The sequence below is a fragment of the Chitinophaga fulva genome, from assembly GCF_012927205.1.
Lineage (GTDB): Bacteria > Bacteroidota > Bacteroidia > Chitinophagales > Chitinophagaceae > Chitinophaga > Chitinophaga fulva.
Window position 1 is genome coordinate 1,993,950 of record NZ_JABBGC010000001.1, and the last position, 20,699, is coordinate 2,014,648.

Sequence of the window (20,699 nt, forward strand, 5' to 3'; positions counted from 1 at the left end):
CGCGTTCTTGGCCGTTTGACAACCATTCGTGGTGAAAGCTGGTTGTGAGGCGGTATGTCTGGTGGTATTTTCCTGCCTGCTCATTTTTTTGTTTAGATAAAGATATAAAAAAATATTTTGGCAGCTTTTTAATATGTAATAAATTAATTATCATTAATTTTAAAAGAAATCTTGTCTTGATAGAAAAGATCGTGAAAGAGAAAGTGTAGTGGGGTTCAAATTTTTTTTTACTTTTATTCCGACCTGTTTACCAGGTGATCGTAGAGGATAACGATAGTATTGCAACCAAAATCTAAATCAGTGATACATCTCGTGATGACTGTAGCATAAAAGACCAAAATCGAACCGTTTTTCTTAACCAGTTAAATCAAAAAAACTAAGCGAAGAAAAAATCTAAATCTAAGTAATCAACAGCAGTGCTGTGATCTATGGCCAGATATCATTCAAACTAAACTAAACAGCATTCTCAAACTCAAACGCCGAGAAATATATCATCATGAATGACACCATGATACTGGAGAAACTATGACCAAAATCTGATAAAAATCAGACTTCTTTTTAATTAATCTAAACCAAAATCTGCAATTACATGAGGAAGTTCTTACTCGTGGTAGCCAGCATGCTGTTCCTAGCATCGACCTTGTTGGCACAATCTCATCGTACGGTTACAGGGAAAATCACCGATGAGCAAGGCGCTGCTTTGCCCGGTGTATCTGTAAGCCTGCCCGGTGGCAAAACCGGTACTGTAACAGACGCCAAAGGTGCGTTTTCCTTATCTGTTCCTTCGGAAGCAAAGACATTGCGCATATCCTTCGTAGGTTATGAAGCTAAAACCTTACCTATTACCGGAGAGAACCTGGGGACCGTTAAGTTGGCATCAGACACCAAAGCTATATCTGAAGTAGTGGTGGTGGGTTATGGTACACAACGCAAAAGGGAAGTAACCGGTAACATCGCTTCGGTAAAAGGCACATCCCTGGCCAATTTGCCGGTACAGAGCTTTGAGTCCGGCTTGGGTGGCCGTGCGGCAGGTGTACAAATCACTGTGCCTAACGGTGTGGTAAACAACCCGCCTGTATTCAGGATCCGTGGCGTCAACTCCCTGTCCATGAGCGCTTATCCGTTGATCGTTATTGACGGGGTGCCTACTTTCAGTGGTGACGTGGGATCTACCAATGCTCCGCTGAACCCATTGTCCAGCATTAACCCTTCTGACATCGAATCTATAGATATCGCGAAAGACGCTGCTGCCACTGCTATCTATGGTAGCCGTGCTGCCAATGGCGTGGTACTGGTGACCACCAAAAAAGGTAAAGCCGGTCGTCCGCGTGTATCTTATGATGGCTGGGTGGGTATGACTACACCTACCCGTTTGCCTAAACTGTTGAACGCACAGCAGTACATCGACATTAAAAATGAAGGGTTGGCCAATGCCGGTGATGCCAGGCGTTATGAGTTCAATAAAGATGCCAACGGCAATAACATCGATACCAAATGGCTGGATGTTGTATACCGCGACAGAGCTGTTTCTCAAAGCCATAGCCTGAGTGTAGGCGGTGGCACTGAAAATACCAGCTACTATTTTTCTGCCGGTTACACCAAACAGGAAGGTATCCTGAAACAGAATGATTTTATCCGTAAAAACCTGATGGTGAATGTAGACCAGAAGGTAGGCAGAATCTTCTCAGTAGGCACTAAAGTGGCTTACTCCAATGAGTCCAGCCTGATCTCCGGTTCTTCCGGTTCACTGGAAGGAGAAGCTTTTAACTCCGGCGGCCTGGCCCGTCTGGCGTTCCTGACTTCTCCGATTGTAGCACCGTACAACAACGACGGCACCTACAATACGAATGGCGGCTCCGGTATCGGCGGCGCTAAAGGTGGCTTGAATGTGGGTATTTACAATCCCAAAATCCTGTTGGACCTTGATCATTCCAATACTGAAGCTAACCACATACAGGGAAGCGTGTATGGCCAGTTGAAACCCTGGGAATGGTTGACCTTACGTACACAGTACGGTATCGACTATATCCTGATGAACAACGACGTATACAGCAATAACAAAAATGGCGACGGTTACAGCAGCAATGGCGACGCTACCAGCACTTATACACAGTATAAAAGATGGATGTGGACCAACACTGCGCAGTTTGATAAAACCTTTAACCAGCATAGTCTGAGTGTACTGTTTGGTACGGAGCAACAGCGTGATCAGCGTGAGCGTTATGGTATCGGCCGTCAGAACCAGATGGACCCTTACTTCAACAACTCCGAAGGCGGCTGGCTGACAGATTTGAGCCGTAACATGTTACGCCGCAGCAACTACCTGCTGTCCTGGTTCTCCCGTGTGAACTACAACTACAAAGAAAAATACTTCGTGAGCGGAAGTGTGCGCCAGGACCAGTATTCTGCCTTCGGTGAAGACAAGAAGAAAGGTACTTTCTTCAGCGTGTCTGCCGGTTGGGAAATCACCAAAGAAGATTTCTGGGCCAACAGCAAACTGGCTAACGTGTTCTCTACCCTGAAACTGCGTGGTAGCTACGGTAAAGTAGGTAACTATGCCGGTCTGGGTGATTATGATGCATTGTCTCTCTACAGACCCGTACCTTATGGTGAAAGACCTTCCCTGTATTTCAGTCAGGCAGGTAACCCGAACCTGGGATGGGAAGTAAGTAAAAAAACAGATGTGGGTATCAGTTATGGTTTCCTGAACAACAGGATTACCGGTGAACTGAGCTACTACTATAACAATATCGACGGCCTGATCCTGTTTGTCCCTCAAATCCCCTCCGCCGGTATTCCTTCAACCACCGCTATTGCCACCATTCCTGCCAACGTAGGCAAAATGTACAATAAAGGTGTGGAATTCAGCATTAGTGCAGCAGCGGTTACCAAAAAGGACTTTACGTGGAACACCTCATTCAACATTGCCTACAACAAGAATGAAATCACGGACCTGGCAGGAGCCCTGGACAAAATTCCGTTTGTGACCAGCTCATTGGAACAAACCAGCGTAAACCAGGTAGGTTATCCTGCCAGTATGCTTTACGTTGTTCGTACCAATGGTGTAGATCCGCAAACCGGCAGAAGGATCTTCGTTAACAAAGCGGGAGAACAAGTATACTACAATCCGGTAGGTGCCGTATACTCCTATGCTGACGGCAAACCTGCTCCTGCTGTTGGTTCCAAAGACGCGGTAGCTTACAAAAACACCAACCCTAAACTGGTGGGTGGTTTTGAAAACACTTTCCGTTATAAAAACTTTGAGCTGAATGTGTTGCTGACTTATCAAACCGGTTTCTATGTTTACTATGGCAGCCTTGCCGGTATGAAAGACCAGCGTTACTGGAACAACGGTGTTGAAGTACTGGACAGATGGCAGAAAGCTGGTGATGTGAGCGAAACACCTAAACTGGTGAATGGTGATAACATCTCCAATGGTTCTTCCTTCGCTATTGCTGCTAATGTGTTCAAAGGAGATTTCCTTAAACTCCGTACTGTGGGCCTGACTTACATTTTGCCTGAAACAGCGCTTAAGTCCATCCACCTGAGCGGTGCCAAGGTATACGTAAGAGGTCAGAACCTGGCTGTTATGACCAAATACCCCGGTCCAGATCCGGAAGTATCATCCAATGGTAACAACGCTTCCGGCCAAGGTATTGACCGTAACACACTGGGTAATGGTCGCACTGTGACTGTGGGTTTAAATGTTAATTTCTAAAATGATCGATGATGAATAAAATTAGTGCATATATACTGGCGTTAGGTATTGCAGCTTTCGGCACTGCCTGTCAGAAAGATTTGCTTACGCCAAAGCCGACAACCGATATCCCCGACTGGGAAGCGTTTACGCTGAAAGAGCGGATTGGCAATGAAGCTACCGGTTTGTATACCGTGATGAAAAACGGTAAGTTCCTCGGTGGTAAAGTGCTGATCGCAAATGATGTGAGAGGTGAAGATTTTGTGAACCTGACCACCAACAACGTAACATTGAACGCCAGTTGGAAAATGACCGCCGTTGGGGAGTCCCAGGAGATCAAAGAGATCTGGTCCCAGGGATATATGGCCATCAATAACGTGAACGTTTTCCTCGCCGGTATGGCTGCCAAAGGCAACGCTGTGGCGGGTGACTCACTGGCAAAGTTATACGCCGGCGACGCTAAATTTGTAAGAGGTCTTTCCTATTTTTCCCTGCTGCAGTTGTTTGCCCGTCCTTATTGGGATGGTGCAGGCAGTAAACCGGGCCTGGTTCTTTTCTGGGAGCCGCATACCAAACTGGGAGATTATTCCCGTGCACGCAGCACCGTAAAAGAAACCTATGACCAGATCATCCGTGACCTGGACTCTGCAGAAACACTGCTGCCTAAGTTAACAGCGTCTACCAAGTTCGCTGCCAACAAGGGTAATTCTTACAGTGCTATTGCGCTGAAGATGAAAGTATACCTGCAAATGGCCCAGTATGATAAAGTGCTGGCAGAAGGCGCTAAGCTGATCGCTGGTACAGGCCCCTTCACTTCTCCTGCCGGTTACACACTGGAAACTGACCTGAAGAACCTGTACACACCAAAGTATGCCGGTAAAGAAGCGGTGATATACATGCCATTCGGTGCTTCCCCTGGCGACTTCCCGGGTACGCAGACCCAGCTGGGATATTATTACAGCCCTGCTTCCGTTGGTGGTAACGCTGAGTATGCCCTGAACACCTCCGCCACCAGTATCGTCGCAGATGCTTCCTGGAAATCTACCGATGCCAGAAGGCAGTTTATTATGCCGGTTGGTGCGCGTTCTTTCCTGGTGAAATATTCCGGTCCGAGCCCTTATCTCGACTTTGCGCCGGTGCTGCGTTGGGCAGAATTGCTGCTGATCGAAGCAGAAGCGAAAGTACGTGTGTCCGGTACCGTAGATCCTACCGCCATCGCTTTGCTGAATGCCGTACGTGGCCGTTCAGATGCAAGCACGGTGTTTACGGCAGCTGATTTTCCGACTGCTGACAAATTGATTGATGCTATCCTCAGAGAAAAACATATTGAGTTACTGGGAGAAGGTAACAGGGCCATGGAAATTATCCGCCTGGGTATTCCATTCCCTGGCAAGAGTGCTACGGTACTGACAGTACCGCCGACAGCTTCCAACTACATCTGGCCTATCTCTTCTGATGAGCTGGTGTACAACAGGCTGGCTGTGGACAACCAGTAATGCCACATTATCCTCTAATAAACAGACAGGCACTATCTAGTGCTGGTCCTCTTTCATAAGCAAATAAGGGCTGCCCTTCACGAGTGGGCGGCCCTTCTTTATTTTGTCATTGGGTCATTTGTTTATTTAAATATTAAAATGGCTAAATGATTAAATAACCCGATCATTAGATGATTGTGCAGATTCCCAGCCGATCATCGCTTGTTTGCGGATGTCTCCCCAGTGGTAGTGCCCGAATTCGCCGGTAGCTTTTATCACGCGGTGACAGGGGATCAGGAATGCCACCGGGTTCTGGCCTACGGCGGTGCCTACTGCCCGGGAGGCCTTTGGATTGTCTACCGCAGCCGCCAGTTGCTGATAGGTAGTGAGATTGCCCATCGGGATTTTCAGCAGCGCTTCCCATACTTTCAGCTGGAAAGCAGTGCCTTTCAGGTGCAGCTTGATCTCTGACAGGCGATGTTGTTCTTTCGTGAAGATGTAGAGCGTGTTTTGTTGAATGAGGTCTGTCATCTGGGTGAACTGCGCGTTTGGGAAATTGGCGATCAGCTCCTGTAGCGCCGCTTCACGGTTGTCGGCAAAAGCCATATGACAGATGCCTTTGCTGGTAGAAGCTACCAGGATATTGCCAAACGGGCTCTCAGCAAAGCTGTAATTGATGTGCAGCGATTTTCCGCCGTTTTTATATTCTCCCGGTGTCATGCTCTCTATATTGATGAACAGGTCGTGCAGCCTGCTGGTGCCGGACAGTCCCGTTTCAAAGGCAGCATCGAACAGGGTGGTTTTCTCCTGTTTCAGCAGCTGCTTGGCGTGATGCAGCGTAAGATATTGCAGGAATTTTTTAGGTGTAACGCCTGCCCATTCACTGAATACCCGTTGAAAATGAAACGGGCTCATGTGTACAGAAGCAGCCATGTCTTTCAGTTCCGGCTGTTCCTTGTAATTGTCATTGATGTATGCAATTGCCGTGGCAATTTTATCGTAATTGTTCATGGCTTTATCTTTTTAAGACAAAATTACCTCTGCGAAAGTCGGCAAAAAACCCGGAACTTGCGGAGATGTGAAAACGTCGTTCCCTCCCTGTTGCGTCCGTCCGTTAGTTTGCTGCTGACTAACGCTTTTGCCTCTACGAAGAGTCCAAAGGCTTATCCCGTCTATCAAAAAAATTCCATTACATATATATTTTTTTGTAGATTCAGTATCAGGAAGCTTTACATACTATTAAATCCATGGTCATGAAAATGAAAAAAACATTCATGGTAGCAGCGGCGTTATCAGCAGCGGTTACCCTGTGTTCACTGGCTTTGCCTCAGGAACCGGAGAAGCCTAAAAACCTCAAAGTATTACCCAAGAATATCAGCCATGATGAGCTGATAGCCACTATGCGCGGGTTTAACGCGGCCCTGGGCGTAAAATGTGGCTACTGTCACGCACCACAAAAGGATGATCCTAAAAAGCTGGATTTCGCCAGCGATGAAAATCAACACAAAGACATCGCACGGTCAATGATGAAAATGACACACCGCATCAACAAGAAGTTCTTCAAAGGAACAGAAGTGATGTCTGTGTCCTGCTACACCTGTCACCATGGTAACGAAGAGCCAAAAACCAAACCAGATGAAGCTCCGGCTAAATAAGCCGGGCCAATGACATTATATAAAGGGGCTTTCTCCCCCGGCGAAAGCTCCTTTATATGTATAAACAATTGATTAGTAGAGATTTTTACTAGCTTTATTTTCACATATAACCATTATCCGCACCCCGACCGTTTTGCTGACGGGAAAATCCGTATCTTTACGTTCGTTATGTTGAGTTCAAAGCATAAAGCTCTCTCCAGAATCTTTCTTTACTGCTCTCCTCAATGCTGAACGCTGGCTATTAAGAGGCGTTCAATTTTATTACCGAAGATTATAAACACAATATGCTATTTGAGCAATTAGGGTTGATTGAGCCCATTTTAAAAGCAATTAAAAAAGAAGGTTATACCCAACCTACCCCCATACAAGTACAATCCATTCCAATCGTTTTAACAGGGAAAGACCTGTTGGGATGCGCACAGACCGGCACTGGTAAAACAGCTGCTTTTGCTATTCCTATCCTTCAACAGTTGTACAATACCCGCTCCGGCGTGGAAGGCGGTTATAAACATATCCGTGCCCTGATCCTGACACCTACCCGTGAACTGGCCTCTCAGATCGATGAAAGTTTTGAAGCGTATGGAAAATTTACAGGGTTAAAACACGATGTGATATTTGGTGGGGTACCACAACACCGGCAAACCATCGCGCTGCGCAATGGTACTGATGTGCTCATTGCCACGCCGGGCCGCTTGCTGGACCTGATGAACCAGGGCTATATTTATCTCGACCACCTCGAGATATTTGTGCTGGATGAAGCAGATCGTATGCTGGACATGGGTTTCATCAATGACATCAAGAAAGTAGTACGTGAGTTGCCACAGCAACGTCAGACACTGTTCTTCTCCGCTACCATGCCGCCCAATATCGCCAAGCTGGCCAATTCTCTGCTGTACAATCCGGAGAAAGTGGAGATCACACCGGTATCTACGACTGCTGAAAGAGTGGAACAGTGCGTATTCTTTGTGAAGAAAAAAGATAAACAGCAACTGCTGGACCATATCCTGCAGGACAAGGCTATCAAACGTACTATTGTATTTACGCAGACCAAACATGGCGCCGACAGGATTGCCAAGAACCTGCGTAAACGGAATATCAATGCTGATGCGCTGCATGGCGACAAGTCACAGTCTTCCCGGCAAACCACGCTGACCAACTTCAAGAGCGGTCGTTTACGCGTGCTCGTTGCCACGGATATCGCCGCAAGGGGTATTGACGTGGAAGCACTGGAACATGTGATCAACTACGATCTGCCTAACGTGTCAGAAACATATGTACACCGTATTGGCCGTACCGGCAGGGCAGGTGCTGCCGGTTACGCGCTCTCTTTCTGCGCCACCGAAGAACGCCCTTTCCTGAACAGCATCAACAAACTGACTAAACAGAAGATCCCTTCTGTGCCTCACCCGTTTGAAGAAGCTGCATTGATTGAGGCAAACAATGCCGATCCAGATGCACCTAAAGCGGAGCCAAGAAGGCCGAAACCACACAACCGTAATCGTCATGGACGTCAGGGCAAGGTTGACAAACGTGATCGGAAGATAGATTTTTAATATAGTTCCCCGGGGTGAAGCCCGGGGCTACGATGTTTTTCAGGTTGCTCTAACGGCAGCTGACAAGGGGCTAAGATGGTCCCTTTTTTTATTTCCCAGGGTTGAAACCCTGGGCTAAGATGTTTTTCAGGCTGTTTCCACGAGCCGCTGACAAGAGGCTGAAAAACTTTTTATGCCTTTTCCACTGGCAGCTTTCCATCGCGGATCGCTTTGGTGAATACTTCGAAATCTTTTTCCGTTTGATCGGCATAGGCTACGGCGAACTTGCCGATGGCAGTGTCCATCAATTCACTCTTTCCCATATAGTCGCTGATCTGCTGGCCAGGTCCGGTTTTAGCGTGAGCGCGCGCCAGCATACGGCCACAGAGGCCGGCATATGCCAGCAGCACCTCTTTGTCGAAGGTTTCCACATCTGGGACTATTTTACGGTCTCTCAATTGCCGCAGGTAAAAATGACGGCCGTCACCGGCAGTGCTCCAGCCGAGGAAGATATCGCTGGCAGCCTGCACCAGGCGCTGGCCCTGCACTACCCTTTCCCCTGCATGTTTGTATTTGCTTTTGGCAGTAAAATTTTCCAGTACGCTGGTACGGGCTTCCTTGATCTGCAGGAAGAGCGGTTCATCTTTATCATTCATCAGCAGCGCGATCATGCAGCGGGTGCCTACACTGCCTACGCCGACTACTTTCAGGGCAACGTCCACCACATGATATTTACTGAAAAGAAAACGGCGGTCTTCCTGTAACGTACGCTGGTATCCGCTTAGGAAAGATTTGATATTGTCTTTCTCTTTTTCAAGGTCCAGCGGATGGTAAATCAACGGGTGCTGATCGGTAATTTCAAAGGTCCCCATGACGCTCTGTGTGATCTTGTAGAATACCTGTTGAGGCGTTGCTTTCTCTGCTTTTTCGATGGCGTTGCGCAGCAGTGCCCGTACTTCTTCGCTGGTGGCTTTGTTCAGCAACGCATGCATTTCAAACTTCTTATACCACAGGTCCAGCAGGGGTAGTTGCGAAAATTCGTACATGCTATGCCGGTAGGACGTGGCCATGTGGATGGCCATTTCATGAGCATCGGTTTCGCGGAGCTGGTTGTGCCGGGCTGCCAGTACGAAACTGGTGGCCAGCCGCTTCACGTCCCATTCCCAGGCGGCAGGCAGTGTTTCATCAAAATCGTTGGCATCGAAGATGAGGGTGCGTTCCGGGGTGGCGAAGCCGCCGAAATTACACAGGTGGCAGTCGCCGATGGCCTGCACTTTCAGCTGGGTATGTGGAAGCCCTGACAGGTCCTGCGCCATCAGTCCTGCCATGCCACGGTAGAAGGCAAACGGGGAAACGCTCATACGGTCATGACGGATCGGTATCAGGCTCTTTATTCGGTCCTGGTTGGATAGGCGGATGGATTCCACTACTCCGGGCCGTTGCGGCGAAAGTTTAAAATCGCCCTGTGAAGTGCGGGGAACGGCCGCCCTGATTTTTTTTCCGGGGGTATCTTTTTCAACAGCCATAAGACAGGCCGGTCAGTGATTAGGATAACGGCTGACCGGTGACTAAATATACGAATAAACGGCCGGAACCGCTAAGAGTGGGCGTATAGTCTATCCATGGGCATCGCGATGGCGGGAGAATTTGAATTTGTCTTTGATATACTGGTTGAAATAAGTGCCTTTGGAAGCAGCCGCTTTCATGGCCTGGTATATGGATTCCGGTACGGCTTCATAGTCGTATACAGCGCCCGAAACAAACACAATCCGTAGGACGGTATGCAGGGCGTCGTAATAATATGCACGGATGACAGACGACGGCATGACCTATTCCTGATTTTCCGTTTTTTCCGCCTCAATTATCATACCCGGTAGAAAATAATTTACCAGAAATGAGCAGAAATATTAACTTTATACTTTGGCAAAAATGACCTGTGAAGAGTTAATATTGCCATATTAGCTAATAATCTTAAAGTGTATGCGTATTGCGATCCTGGATTATGAATATGCCGTGCCATCAAGCGTAGCTGGGCCGGCGGATATACTGGCCTCTATCATGCGGACATCTCCGTTACTGACCGGCAGTCCTGTCAGTGTTCAGTTTGATATTGATTTTATTACGGAGAAAGATAACCAGCTGTGGCGGAAAACCAAAGGCACCGCTGTACCGGTCAAACTGCGGAAGCAGGAGGTGTATGACCTGGTGATTGTGCCCGCTATGGAGTCTGATAAGATACAACTGGTATTGCAGCGGGAGCGGCGGTTGATCGACTGGCTGCGACAGCAGCATCTGCAACGGGCAGAACTGGCCAGCATCTGCGTGGGGGCGTTTCTGTTAGGGGCCACCGGTCTGCTCAACGGTAAAGTGGCCACCACGCACTGGTTGTTTGTAGACCGTTTCCGGGCCATGTACCCGGAAGTGGAAGTACAGGACGATAAGATTATCGTTGACCAGGGCAGTATTTACACCTGCGGCGGTGCTTTCAGTTTCACGACGTTTATGATGTACCTCGTGGAGAAATTCTGTGGGCATGAAGCCGCCATCATCGCTTCCAAAATACTGATGATCAATTTGCATCAGCAGCCACAGGATGCCTTTTCCATCTTCCGGCTGCAGCATGACCATACCGATAGTATGATCAGCAAAGCCCAGCAGTTCATCGAAAAAAATTATGCGGAAGCCATCAGCATAGAAGCACTGGCGGTACAGTACAATATGAGCATCCGGCATTTTATCCGCCGGTTTGAACAGGCCACCGGGAATACCCCCCTGGCTTATCTGCAAAGGGTACGTATCGAAGCGGCCAAAAAAATGCTGGAAAGCAGCCAGGAGGGGGTTGAACAGATTGCCTTCCGTTGTGGTTATGAAGATATGAGCTTCTTCCGTAAGATATTCAAACGGTATGTGGCCATGACACCCAAGGCGTACAAGGAAAAATACGGGCGTAACGGCCTGCGGCTGGTGACGACCAGCGTGGTTTCCTGAGCGGATATTTATCGTGTTCCTGCGAATATTAACCAGGTAGCCGCGGATATTATACGGGCCACCGGCGAATAACATCACTTCTTAATTTTGTACCCGTTAGCAATTGCTTTCAAAGGGTACCCGGATATACAAATATGATCAATCTGTACAGAACACATAGATTATTACTTCCATTGTTTGTTGCCCTTTATTGGTGTGCCGGTTGCAGGATGCCGGACCAACAGGCGAAGGCTCCTGCTAATACCGGTGCATCCGATAAAACCTATATTACTTTCATCCTGTCCGACGATACGGCCAAAACAAAGCCGTATACGGACGGCCTCCGGGCTTTAGTGGCCCGCCTGGATACTACACCGGATAAATCCGCCAACCCCTGGTATTTTTACCTGCGTGGTAACCTGTATACGGTGGAGCGTAAATACGACAGCGCTTCGCTGTATTTCCGCCAGGTATCTCCGGCCCCGGAGCAGACAGACCTGCAAACCCTGAAAGATTATGCCACCCTGAACCGCGCGTTGTCCGGTTCAGATATTGCTAAAGCAGATTTGGTGACCCGCATCCTGGAGGCGGTGAAAAGAGGAGAACATCACCAAAGTGTGTTTACCTACCGCCTGTACGATCTGCTGGCCAAATCCTACTATGTTAATCAGAACGTAGCCAAAGCTGTGGAGTATACACAGCTGTATTATAACCATCATCCTTTCCATTCCCATCCGGCTGTCCGTCAACGTTACTTTGATATTTCGTTTTTGCTGGCAGCGCGGCAGCTCAACAATGTGGCGATGGAAAATTTCCTGGACAGTGCGCGGCAGCTGGCCTTGCAAATAGACGACAGTATGGCGCTGGCCCGTACCTACGATTACGAAGCACAACTCTATTCTTCCCGTCACGAGTATGGAAAAGCGATTGCCTCAGGCAAGCGTTATTTTAACTATTTGCAGGCACAACAGAAGTTACACCTGGAGGCGTTTAATAACCTGGCCACTACCTTTGTACGCAATCATCAGACTGATTCTGCTATCCGCTATTATAAAGCAGCTATTTTATGGGCAGCGCAACAGCCAGAGACCATGAACCTGGTATCCGAATATCAGGGACTGCATGAAGCGTACAAACAAAAAGGGGATTATAAAAATGCGCTGGACGCCTTACACGCCGCTTTCAATATCTATGGCCGTAACAAGAATGCTATTGAAGCCTCTAAAATAGAAGAACTGCACACCCAATATCAGACAGAGAAAAAAGATCAGGCCATCGCCACGCTGCAGATGAACAATGAACTGAATAAAAAGATCATTGCACAGCAACGCTGGATTTTTGTGGGTGTGTGTATTTTACTGGCCATCATTGCGTTTTACGTTTACAACGTGTACCGCCAGAAATTGCTCCGGGAGAAAAATGAAAAACTGGCCATTGAAAACAAACGGCTGCTGCTGGAACAGAAGACCCGCCAGATGCAGCTGAACCCGCATTTTATTTACAACGCCATCGCCAATATGCAGGGACTGATCAGCAGTAATAAAAAGACGGAAGCGAATGCTTACCTGGTGTCTTTCTCCAAGCTGATGCGTAATGTGCTGGAGCTGAACCGTCATGACCTGATCCCGTTGGAAGATGAGATAGGTTCACTGAAGAACTATATCGAATTGCAGCAGATGCGTTTTGAGCACGCATTTTCTTACAGCATTGATACGGACGGCACAGAAGTGGATGCTATCCTGATACCGCCCATGCTGGTGCAGCCATTTGTGGAAAACTCCATTGAGCACGGCTTTAAGTCCATCGATTATCCCGGTATGCTGACGATCTCCTTCCGCCAGGAGCAGCAGCAGCTGGTCATCTGCATTGATGATAACGGCGCCGGGGCGCAGGTTAAAACACATGGCCCGCGCGAGAAAACATCCCTGTCACGTATCATTGTACAGGAGCGTTTAGATCTCCTGTTCAATAAAACGGCCCGTGTAGCGTATTTTGAGGCACAGCCCAAAACACAGGAGCAAGGCTTCCAGGCAACCATCTATCTACCGTTATTAATTGATTAAAAACCATGTCCGATGACTGTTTATATACTTGAAGACGAAATCAATATCCTGAAACACCTCATGGCGCTGGTGAACGAGATTCCCTATCTCCAGGTAGTTGGCTACTCCGGGGAAGTTGCCAAAGCACAGGCTGAAATACCCACCCTTCAGCCCGAATTGATCCTGGCAGATATACAATTGAAAGACGGTAACAGTTTCACGTTGTTCAGCCGCATTGATGTTTCTTCCAGCCAGATCATCTTTATTACCGCTTATGATCAGTATGCGTTACAGGCATTGAACCTCGGTGCTTTTGCCTATCTGCTCAAACCTATAGAGACAGCTGTTTTTGAAGAAGCCGTAGATCGTTGTTTCAAAAAAAGCGAGCAACACAAGTTTAATCAGCATCAGCTGGAAATTGCAGCCAATCATTATAAAGGGGGAACACGGCCCAAACGTATTGCGCTCAGGAGTGCAGAGTATACGCAGATCATCGACATCGGGGATATCCTGTACTGCAAAAGTGACCGGGGATACACCACTTTTTACCTGAAGAATGGCAGTTCCATCCTCGTTTCCAAAGTGTTGAAAGAATACGAAGCGCTGTTGCCTGAGGAAACATTTATCCGTTGCCATCAGTCTTATCTTGTGAATGGTAGTTACGTCAGCAAATATTACAAGGAAGGGTATCTTGAAATGTTTAACGGGGAAACGGTGCCCGTGTCTGACCGTAAGAAAGAAGTCGTGCTCAGTTTTATCGATAAAATATAAGCGCGGATATTTTTCCACCACCTACAGATGTTAATCCGTCGTGAGCGGAAATTGATCGGCCCAACAGTGTACAACAGTCCTTTGTTAACTTTAATCACTGAAAACCGTATTTCGGGTAAAAACAGTGATTCCATGGCACAAATTGCAGGAAAAAGATTCATAGGACTGTTACTGGTATTGGTATTAATAGGATGTTACACCGGTTATGAGCTGTTGCTGAAGCCAACGCTCAACGGATCGACATTAATTGATAATCCGACGGGCAGGGACATAACTGTTACGATAGACCAGCAACCACATATGGTACCGGCCCAGTCATTTCTGAGGATTACGTTGGCAGAGGGCATGCACAGCATCAGTTGTGAGGCATTGGGCCTGCAACCGCAGGAGCTGAACCTGGAGCTGACTTCATATGGTGTGATTAATCCTTCGAAATCGAAATATGTCATCTACAACACCATCTATACTAAGAAAAACCTCAGTTCCCGGTACAAACCCTATGCAGTGGAAGGCCGTGAAGTGTATTCCCTGCTGGGGGAACCGGAGGTGACCAATGCGTTGTTTATTCCCGACCGTACCCTTGGCAGGGGCAATCTGGATGTAGCGGCGCCGTCTGTGAAGAGTTATCAGCAGGTGAACCAGGATTATGCTTATCTCACCCGTATTTTCCGCCTGCATGATTTTTTTGAGTATTGTAATCAGCATAATTTATGAGCAGATTTTTGTATATCATCTACATATTTGGGACCATGACCATGCTATCTTTAATGAGTGATGGCGCCTCGGCGCAGTCTATTGCCGGCCGTTACGGCGGAGTCCAGGACGGTATCTGTATTTTCGGCGACGGCCGGTATTTTCTTTATGGCTATGCTACGCTGGCCCCCGGTACCTATCACGTGGAAAAAGACAGGATACGGTTTGTACCTGACAAACCAGTCAATACTTTTATCGTATTTGCCCGGGAGAATAAAGACTTACATGACAGTGTGCGGATGTATTTCAATGGATTTGAGCGGGGACAAACCTTTTTGCAGCTGAACAACGGAAAGACACGCCGCGTGTTTAACGAACATGCGAACTGTTTTAATCAGCCCTACATTTATGAAGAGGCCGCTGTGCCCTCAGAGATCACGTTTTCCCACGTAACGGACGATTACGGTGTATTGAAGACAGATAAGAATACAGAGATCTATCGTCCGGATAAAAAGTTCAATGATTTTGTATTCCTTTATCAGAAACCGAACCGTTATCAGGAGCCTTTTGTAGGCGTTATCACTAAGGAAGAAGGAGTTGCTGTGCTGCAAACGAGCCTCACCAGCCGAAAATTCCCGATGGAACCAAATGACAAAGAGAGCGAAGAAATGAAGGCCTATGTTGGTAAAGAGAAGGTGGGAGAGGATGTGTTGTATGCCAATCGTTTTTATAAGCTACTTACTGAAATTGATACATCGGAGTATGTATACGACCCCAGGACCCACCAGTACACGGCACATGGCACAAAGCCGGAGGAGCTGATAGCAGAATACAGTGATGTGCGCATCTTGTATAAGTATGAACCACTGATGCCGGTATTGAAAGAAAACCGGACGCCGGGGAAAATAGACCAGCCGCCTGTATTTTATACCACCTGCGAAGAACCGGAAAAATCATACCGGTATAAGCCATTCGATAAACCGTCTGCATCGCCGGACGGGCCATTACCTACTACTACGGCGCCGGTAGAAATAAAATAATGATGGGACCAGTTATCAAACAGAAGGAATTCCGCTTTCAGGGACTGGATTACAGGACGGAGATATGGCTGGGGCTGTCGATTATCCCGGTGTTGGCGGCAGTGCTCGTAGGGACCTTTTATCTTGTCCGGATGATTTTCCCGCTGGACCTTTTAAGGATACCGAGAGGAATAATCATTGGTATCATTTTGGGTATCAGCTTCTTGTCCCTGAAATGGATGGTGAAGCTGGTTCACAACAGAACATGGATAGTTAATGTAGATGACGATCGCTTGCTGCTTCAATTCGGGAAGCGGCGTTTTGACATCCCGTTGGGGAGCATCCGGCGCATAGAGAATATGGGCAATGTGGGCTTCCGTTATCTGTCATTTGTTACCCAAGAAGGACTGACCGTCCGGATACGCGTAGGTGCAACCGCCATGACACCCTTTTCTACAGCGGAAGACGTACAGACAGTGGACGATTTTATACGATACCTCAAACCTTATATCGATAAACATTTCAACAAAAAAGTCCTCCGGAATAAAATTAATCAGAACCCTTTTCCGCATTATGGCGTATATGTAGTCAAGAGTGACCCCCTTAGGTATAATCTGTTCGAGAAAATGACGCCGGGGCAGGTAATCCTGGTAATTTTCACATCGGGAGTGGTGTTCCTGATCCTCCTGCTTCAGGTGTTGTTTTATTTTATAGACAAAAAGCACTAATGGAGAAAATTTTTCGTGTTGAATATTGGCTGGTGGCAAGGCCGAGACTAAAACTGATACTGGCCCTTGCTGTCTTCCTTGTATTATCATTGTTGTATATACTGATATTACAGCCTTATGAAGCCGGGCTGTCTTCCCTGGGCATTCCCCGAACGCTCCGGATGGTGTTGTTGTTTGCGCCTTTTTTCGCTGTTATGCTGGCGTTAGGTCAATATTGTGCTGGTATGTTGTATCAATGTGAACAACTGATATTTACTACAGACAGTCTTGTATTTTTCCGGCGGGGAAGGGCGATTGTTTTTAAACGGGAAGATATTATCCGGTTTAAGATCAATGAGCAGATGGACAAGGGCATGATCACGAATTATTTTATTACGGTAAAAGGGATGACCTATAGTGTTTATACCAATGGAACCGCGGTGATGCATGATTTTATCCATCAGGCTTTTGTACATTTTTTTGAGTTGGACACTTGTCAGCCTGTGGTAGAAACGATAAATGGGATAGAGAAGCGGGAGTATGCATTTAGATAACAATGCCAGGGCAAAAAGCGTAACAGGTATATATTGTGTCTTAACCATTAGACGATTCCGGATTTCTCCGGAAGCAGGACTCGAACCTGCAATCCCAATCCCCTATGGAAGTAACCCATTACTACGGCACCTGGCATTGTTAACACAGGGTGACAAATTGAATAGGAGGGTCTACAATGAAAATGAAGTATCCCATTCAAACGACACCTGTATATTTTTGAGCATCGCCTTTCGCGATATTTTTTGTTTTAAGAAGATATAACAACAGCAGGGCAACAAGGCGCAACAGGATAACAGGTCTGCCCCCGGATTTCTCCGCTGCAAACTGCCTGCGTCCTGCCATTAGACGATCCGTGATTGCTCACGGAGCAGGAATCGAACCTGCATATCAAACCTGAAACGAAGTAGCCCGTCGCTACGGCACCTGCTGTTGTTATATCAGGGTAACAAGCTGAATAGGAGGAAGTTTCATTTGGAGTGAAGTATCCCATTCAAACGACACCTGATAATTTTTGAATAACATAACAACAGGGCGATAAAATTAACAGGACTTTTTTTCTGCTGTTTACCACTTACTACCCCGGGATGTGCTCACCGGGGGCAGGATTCGAACCTGCGGTTTCAGACTTGGATCGAAGTAACCCGTTGTGACGGCACCTGTTGTTATGTTATGATTGATGTAGCCCGGACAGGAATCGAACCTGCATTTTCATTGCTGAACAGTATGGCTGTAAATACGCTTCCCTACTAACGTTTAAGTGTTCGGTGCACTGTAAATTCTGATCATGACAGGGCGTGCTTGTCACGATATGGTCCATACACTCCGCGGTTTCGGATTTTACCGCAGCTTTGTCCTCTTAAGCTACCGGGCCGGTTAGGCAGCGCGCCCTTTCAGCGCGCTGCGGTTTTATGTAGTTAACAAAAACGGATGATTAAAGGGTTATACTATGGATGTGTTCCAGTGCGGTCTGTCCATTTTCAATGGCTTCTACCACATCGAATACTTTATCGCTCCAGCCGCTGATGAGGTATACATCGTTCTGACGTACGTCCACCGGCGTTGTACCCAGTCCTTTCAGGTCAAAGAGGTACAGTTTGGCTTGGGGCGCCACATGTTGTTTATAGTGGGTCCATTTTTCGGAAAATGCATCCTGTTGTCCGCCGTTGCTGTTCCACAGCTGGCAGTCGGTGAAAAGCATGATCTTATCGGCCACGTAGGAACGTTTGATCAGGTCTTCTATGACCAGGTAACCGTTGGTGGAGTAGCCTACTGCCCCTTCTTTTTTGTAGAACGCGTCCACATTGGCGAGGATGTTGTTACCCGGCAGCGCTATGGTTTTCCAGGTGTCTCCAAACATACCGCTTACCACGTTTTTGCATTTATGCTGCAGTAGCATACCGAGCATCAGGCCGATGTCATAACCTTTTATTTTGCTGCGGGCAGACAACGGGAACTGCATAGAGCCGGACACGTCGCAGGCAATTACCACCCGGGTATTGACATCGAAACCTTTCAGGTGTTCCACGCTGGTTTTGACAGCGGTTTCAAGGGCCTGCATCAGCTGACCGGTGAGGCCATGCGGGACTTCCTGCAGTTCGCGGTAAGCCGCGAGGTAGCGGAACGGCAACTGTTTGGATTTCAATACAGCTGTCGGATTGGTCAGGTGCTCACACACCATGGTCATGTATACCGGGCTGATATCGGCCTGCAGCATATTGCGCAGGTTACGCATGGTAGCCATGTATCCCAGTTGTTTGCTGGTGATCAGTTCTGACCAGGCTTCCTGCATCGCCGCTTTTTTAGCTATTTCGGAAGTGAAAGAACGCTGACCAACGGCTGACAGGGTGGTTTCCCATGTATACGGTACAGACAGGGTATCGTTAACGATTTTGTTGAACACTTCCTGCTGCATTTCATTCTTTGCTTTCGGGTGTACCAGGAACAGGGCGTCTTTCAGCGAGATAGCTGTTTTACGGTTGTATTTTGCAAACTGGTATTCATCGAAGTGGTTGAATGCCAAGGCCAGACCCTTCTGTACCTGTTTGCTCAGCCTGTTCAGCTTTTTTACTTCCGTACGCTTGTTGGCCATAGTATAATAGGCCAGCATTTCCGTGATTTCATCCGCACGCTGTATTACACGCGCCACTGTTTTGCCCACCAGCGCATTGCCGTTGAAGCGTTTGGCCATTTCCACGGCCAATACCATCGGGATGCTGCGCAGATACATTTTTTCGCGGGCATAAACGGCCAGTCTGGCTACGAAGGCCGGATCGTTCTGGTCCATCAGGGTGCAGATACGAGTCAGCCTGTCACTGGCTCCTTCGTAGAACTGGTCATTCAGGGAAGCTGTCACAACGCTGGTGTACAGTTCCATTTCCGGAGTCATCTTGTACGCCGGTGCGCCTGCATGATTGGTTACCTTCTGGGTGCCTTTTGTGAAAAGATTGAATTTCATATCATTTTGTATTACTGTGTGATTGATGATACAAAGATGTCCCCCTATATGCGCAGTCTTTTTGCGCAGGTCTATTTTTTATTTATTTTTATTAAAATTTTTTCCTGATGCCTGTTAACCGTAACGCCTTAATAAGATACAAAACCATCGATACCTGCCTTCGAAACCGCCGCCGGCGCTGGACTTTACAGAACCTGATCGATAAAGTTTCGGACGCTCTGTATGACTATGAAGGCATGGAGAAAGGCATCAGCCGCCGCACTATCCAGGCGGATATCCAGATGATGCGCAGTGATAAGCTGGGCTACAACGCACCTATTATTATTGTAGAGAAGAAATATTACACCTACGAAGACGCCGATTATAGTATTACCAATATCCCGCTGAGCGAACATGACCTCTCCCGCATGACGGAGGCCGTGGAAGTGCTGAAGCAGTTCAAGGGCTTCTCGCATTTCCAGCATCTGAATGATGTGGTGCAGAAACTGGAGGGGCATGTATACTCATCTTCCCATAATCAGCGGACGATCATCGACTTCGAAAAAAATGAGCACCTGCGTGGGCTGTCGCATCTCGGCATGATCTACGACGCTATCACCCGGGAACAAACGATGTTGATAAAGTACCAGTCGTTTCGTGCTAAATCCGCTACTGATATGCATCTTCATGCGTGGTGGCTGAAAGAATTCAAGAACCGGTGGTTCGTAATAGGGACAAAAAATGCCTCCCCCGGCATTATTACCCTGGCGTTGGACAGGATCATGTCACTGAAAATTGATGACACCGAAGCATACCGTCCTAACCTGGACGGGCACACGCCGGAGGACTACTATCAGCATGCTATAGGGCCTACTGTGGCCCGGGTAAGACCGCAGAAGGTGACTATTCTGGTGACACCGGAGCATGCCCCTTATGTACTCACCAAACCGCTGCATCACAGCCAGCAGGTGGTGTCTGAAGGCCAGGAAGGAACGGTTATCACCATCATGGTGGAACATAACTTTGAACTGGAACGGGAGATTCTTGGGTTTGCGGACGGCATGAAGGTGTTGGGGCCGGAAAAGTTGCGTAAGAGTATCCAATGGAAACTGCGGCGTGCGGCAGATACCTATGACATCCATGATAAATAAA

General features: G+C 47.6%; 16 protein-coding genes and 1 pseudogene. 12 read left to right on the top strand and 5 right to left on the bottom strand.

The window, feature by feature from the left end; translation table 11 throughout:
* Positions 1–589 precede the first annotated feature (589 nt).
* Together HHL17_RS08315 and HHL17_RS08320 are read left to right on the top strand one after the other, a co-directional pair.
* On the top strand, positions 590–3,718 hold the full coding sequence (locus HHL17_RS08315) for a SusC/RagA family TonB-linked outer membrane protein (RefSeq protein WP_169224273.1): 3,129 nt from the start codon (positions 590–592) through the stop codon (positions 3,716–3,718).
* Positions 3,719–3,726: 8 nt separating this feature from the next.
* Entirely contained in the window at positions 3,727–5,193 is a 1,467-nt protein-coding gene (locus HHL17_RS08320; protein WP_169224274.1) for a RagB/SusD family nutrient uptake outer membrane protein, read from the top strand.
* Positions 5,194–5,343: 150 nt separating this feature from the next.
* Here HHL17_RS08320 and HHL17_RS08325 read toward each other — a convergent pair whose 3' ends face one another.
* Positions 5,344–6,183 carry a methylated-DNA--[protein]-cysteine S-methyltransferase gene (locus HHL17_RS08325; RefSeq protein WP_169224275.1) on the bottom strand — a complete coding sequence of 280 codons (840 nt, stop codon included), beginning with the start codon at positions 6,181–6,183 and terminating at the stop codon, positions 5,344–5,346.
* Between the two features lie 242 nt (positions 6,184–6,425).
* Between HHL17_RS08325 and HHL17_RS08330 the strand changes: the two genes are divergently transcribed.
* Positions 6,426–6,827 (top strand): c-type cytochrome, encoded by a 402-nt coding sequence (locus tag HHL17_RS08330; protein WP_169224276.1) that lies wholly within the window; start codon positions 6,426–6,428, stop codon positions 6,825–6,827.
* Positions 6,828–7,111: 284 nt separating this feature from the next.
* Positions 7,112–8,380: a DEAD/DEAH box helicase gene (locus HHL17_RS08335; protein ID WP_169224277.1), complete on the top strand. Its 1,269-nt coding sequence runs from the start codon at positions 7,112–7,114 to the stop codon at positions 8,378–8,380.
* Between the two features lie 170 nt (positions 8,381–8,550).
* Here HHL17_RS08335 and HHL17_RS08340 read toward each other — a convergent pair whose 3' ends face one another.
* Positions 8,551–9,885, bottom strand: coding sequence for a DUF2252 domain-containing protein (locus HHL17_RS08340; protein WP_169224278.1), 1,335 nt, complete (start codon positions 9,883–9,885; stop codon positions 8,551–8,553).
* Between the two features lie 90 nt (positions 9,886–9,975).
* A complete protein-coding gene (locus HHL17_RS08345) occupies positions 9,976–10,185 on the bottom strand; it encodes a KTSC domain-containing protein (RefSeq protein ID WP_169224279.1) in 210 nt (69 codons plus the stop codon).
* A gap of 154 nt (positions 10,186–10,339) precedes the next feature.
* Between HHL17_RS08345 and HHL17_RS08350 the strand changes: the two genes are divergently transcribed.
* The 7 genes from HHL17_RS08350 to HHL17_RS08380 all read left to right on the top strand — a co-directional run bounded on the left by HHL17_RS08350 (position 10,340) and on the right by HHL17_RS08380 (position 17,112).
* Complete coding sequence (locus HHL17_RS08350) at positions 10,340–11,347, top strand: GlxA family transcriptional regulator (protein WP_169224280.1); 1,008 nt, start codon at positions 10,340–10,342, stop codon at positions 11,345–11,347.
* Between the two features lie 173 nt (positions 11,348–11,520).
* The gene (locus HHL17_RS08355) at positions 11,521–13,389 is read left to right on the top strand and encodes a tetratricopeptide repeat-containing sensor histidine kinase (RefSeq protein WP_169224281.1); all 1,869 of its coding nucleotides are present in this window, start codon (positions 11,521–11,523) and stop codon (positions 13,387–13,389) included.
* A gap of 12 nt (positions 13,390–13,401) precedes the next feature.
* On the top strand, positions 13,402–14,139 hold the full coding sequence (locus HHL17_RS08360; protein ID WP_169224282.1) for a LytR/AlgR family response regulator transcription factor: 738 nt from the start codon (positions 13,402–13,404) through the stop codon (positions 14,137–14,139).
* Positions 14,140–14,271: 132 nt separating this feature from the next.
* On the top strand, positions 14,272–14,853 hold the full coding sequence (locus tag HHL17_RS08365) for a hypothetical protein (RefSeq protein WP_169224283.1): 582 nt from the start codon (positions 14,272–14,274) through the stop codon (positions 14,851–14,853).
* Positions 14,850–15,872, top strand: a complete 1,023-nt coding sequence (locus tag HHL17_RS08370; protein WP_169224284.1) for a hypothetical protein — start codon at positions 14,850–14,852, stop codon at positions 15,870–15,872. The genes HHL17_RS08365 and HHL17_RS08370 overlap by 4 nt, the downstream gene beginning before the upstream one ends.
* Positions 15,872–16,579 carry a hypothetical protein gene (locus tag HHL17_RS08375; RefSeq protein WP_169224285.1) on the top strand — a complete coding sequence of 236 codons (708 nt, stop codon included), beginning with the start codon at positions 15,872–15,874 and terminating at the stop codon, positions 16,577–16,579. The genes HHL17_RS08370 and HHL17_RS08375 overlap by 1 nt, the downstream gene beginning before the upstream one ends.
* Entirely contained in the window at positions 16,579–17,112 is a 534-nt protein-coding gene (locus HHL17_RS08380) for a hypothetical protein (protein ID WP_169224286.1), read from the top strand. Before HHL17_RS08375 ends, HHL17_RS08380 begins: the two co-directional genes overlap by 1 nt.
* A 680-nt stretch (positions 17,113–17,792) precedes the next feature.
* On the opposite strand, the pseudogene HHL17_RS08385 reads toward HHL17_RS08380, so the two are convergent.
* Both HHL17_RS08385 and HHL17_RS08390 read right to left on the bottom strand, forming a co-directional pair.
* Positions 17,793–17,984, bottom strand: a pseudogene (locus HHL17_RS08385).
* 60 nt (positions 17,985–18,044) lie between these two features.
* Positions 18,045–19,568: a TROVE domain-containing protein gene (locus HHL17_RS08390; RefSeq protein WP_169224287.1), complete on the bottom strand. Its 1,524-nt coding sequence runs from the start codon at positions 19,566–19,568 to the stop codon at positions 18,045–18,047.
* Positions 19,569–19,675: 107 nt separating this feature from the next.
* Here HHL17_RS08390 and HHL17_RS08395 point away from each other — a divergent pair, with 107 nt between their 5' ends.
* On the top strand, positions 19,676–20,698 hold the full coding sequence (locus HHL17_RS08395) for a helix-turn-helix transcriptional regulator (protein ID WP_169224288.1): 1,023 nt from the start codon (positions 19,676–19,678) through the stop codon (positions 20,696–20,698).
* Position 20,699: the final 1 nt, after the last annotated feature.

Bases quoted from the DNA above. Each gene is read 5' to 3' on its own strand.
- HHL17_RS08315 (WP_169224273.1), top strand. From the start codon at position 590: ATGAGGAAGTTCTTACTCGTGGTAGCCAGCATGCTGTTCCTAGCATCG.
- HHL17_RS08320 (WP_169224274.1), top strand. From the start codon at position 3,727: ATGATGAATAAAATTAGTGCATATATACTGGCGTTAGGTATTGCAGCT.
- HHL17_RS08325 (WP_169224275.1), bottom strand. From the start codon at position 6,183: ATGAACAATTACGATAAAATTGCCACGGCAATTGCATACATCAATGAC.
- HHL17_RS08330 (WP_169224276.1), top strand. From the start codon at position 6,426: ATGAAAATGAAAAAAACATTCATGGTAGCAGCGGCGTTATCAGCAGCG.
- HHL17_RS08335 (WP_169224277.1), top strand. From the start codon at position 7,112: ATGCTATTTGAGCAATTAGGGTTGATTGAGCCCATTTTAAAAGCAATT.
- HHL17_RS08340 (WP_169224278.1), bottom strand. From the start codon at position 9,885: ATGGCTGTTGAAAAAGATACCCCCGGAAAAAAAATCAGGGCGGCCGTT.
- HHL17_RS08345 (WP_169224279.1), bottom strand. From the start codon at position 10,185: ATGCCGTCGTCTGTCATCCGTGCATATTATTACGACGCCCTGCATACC.
- HHL17_RS08350 (WP_169224280.1), top strand. From the start codon at position 10,340: ATGCGTATTGCGATCCTGGATTATGAATATGCCGTGCCATCAAGCGTA.
- HHL17_RS08360 (WP_169224282.1), top strand. From the start codon at position 13,402: ATGACTGTTTATATACTTGAAGACGAAATCAATATCCTGAAACACCTC.
- HHL17_RS08365 (WP_169224283.1), top strand. From the start codon at position 14,272: ATGGCACAAATTGCAGGAAAAAGATTCATAGGACTGTTACTGGTATTG.
- HHL17_RS08370 (WP_169224284.1), top strand. From the start codon at position 14,850: ATGAGCAGATTTTTGTATATCATCTACATATTTGGGACCATGACCATG.
- HHL17_RS08375 (WP_169224285.1), top strand. From the start codon at position 15,872: ATGATGGGACCAGTTATCAAACAGAAGGAATTCCGCTTTCAGGGACTG.
- HHL17_RS08380 (WP_169224286.1), top strand. From the start codon at position 16,579: ATGGAGAAAATTTTTCGTGTTGAATATTGGCTGGTGGCAAGGCCGAGA.
- HHL17_RS08390 (WP_169224287.1), bottom strand. From the start codon at position 19,568: ATGAAATTCAATCTTTTCACAAAAGGCACCCAGAAGGTAACCAATCAT.
- HHL17_RS08395 (WP_169224288.1), top strand. From the start codon at position 19,676: ATGCCTGTTAACCGTAACGCCTTAATAAGATACAAAACCATCGATACC.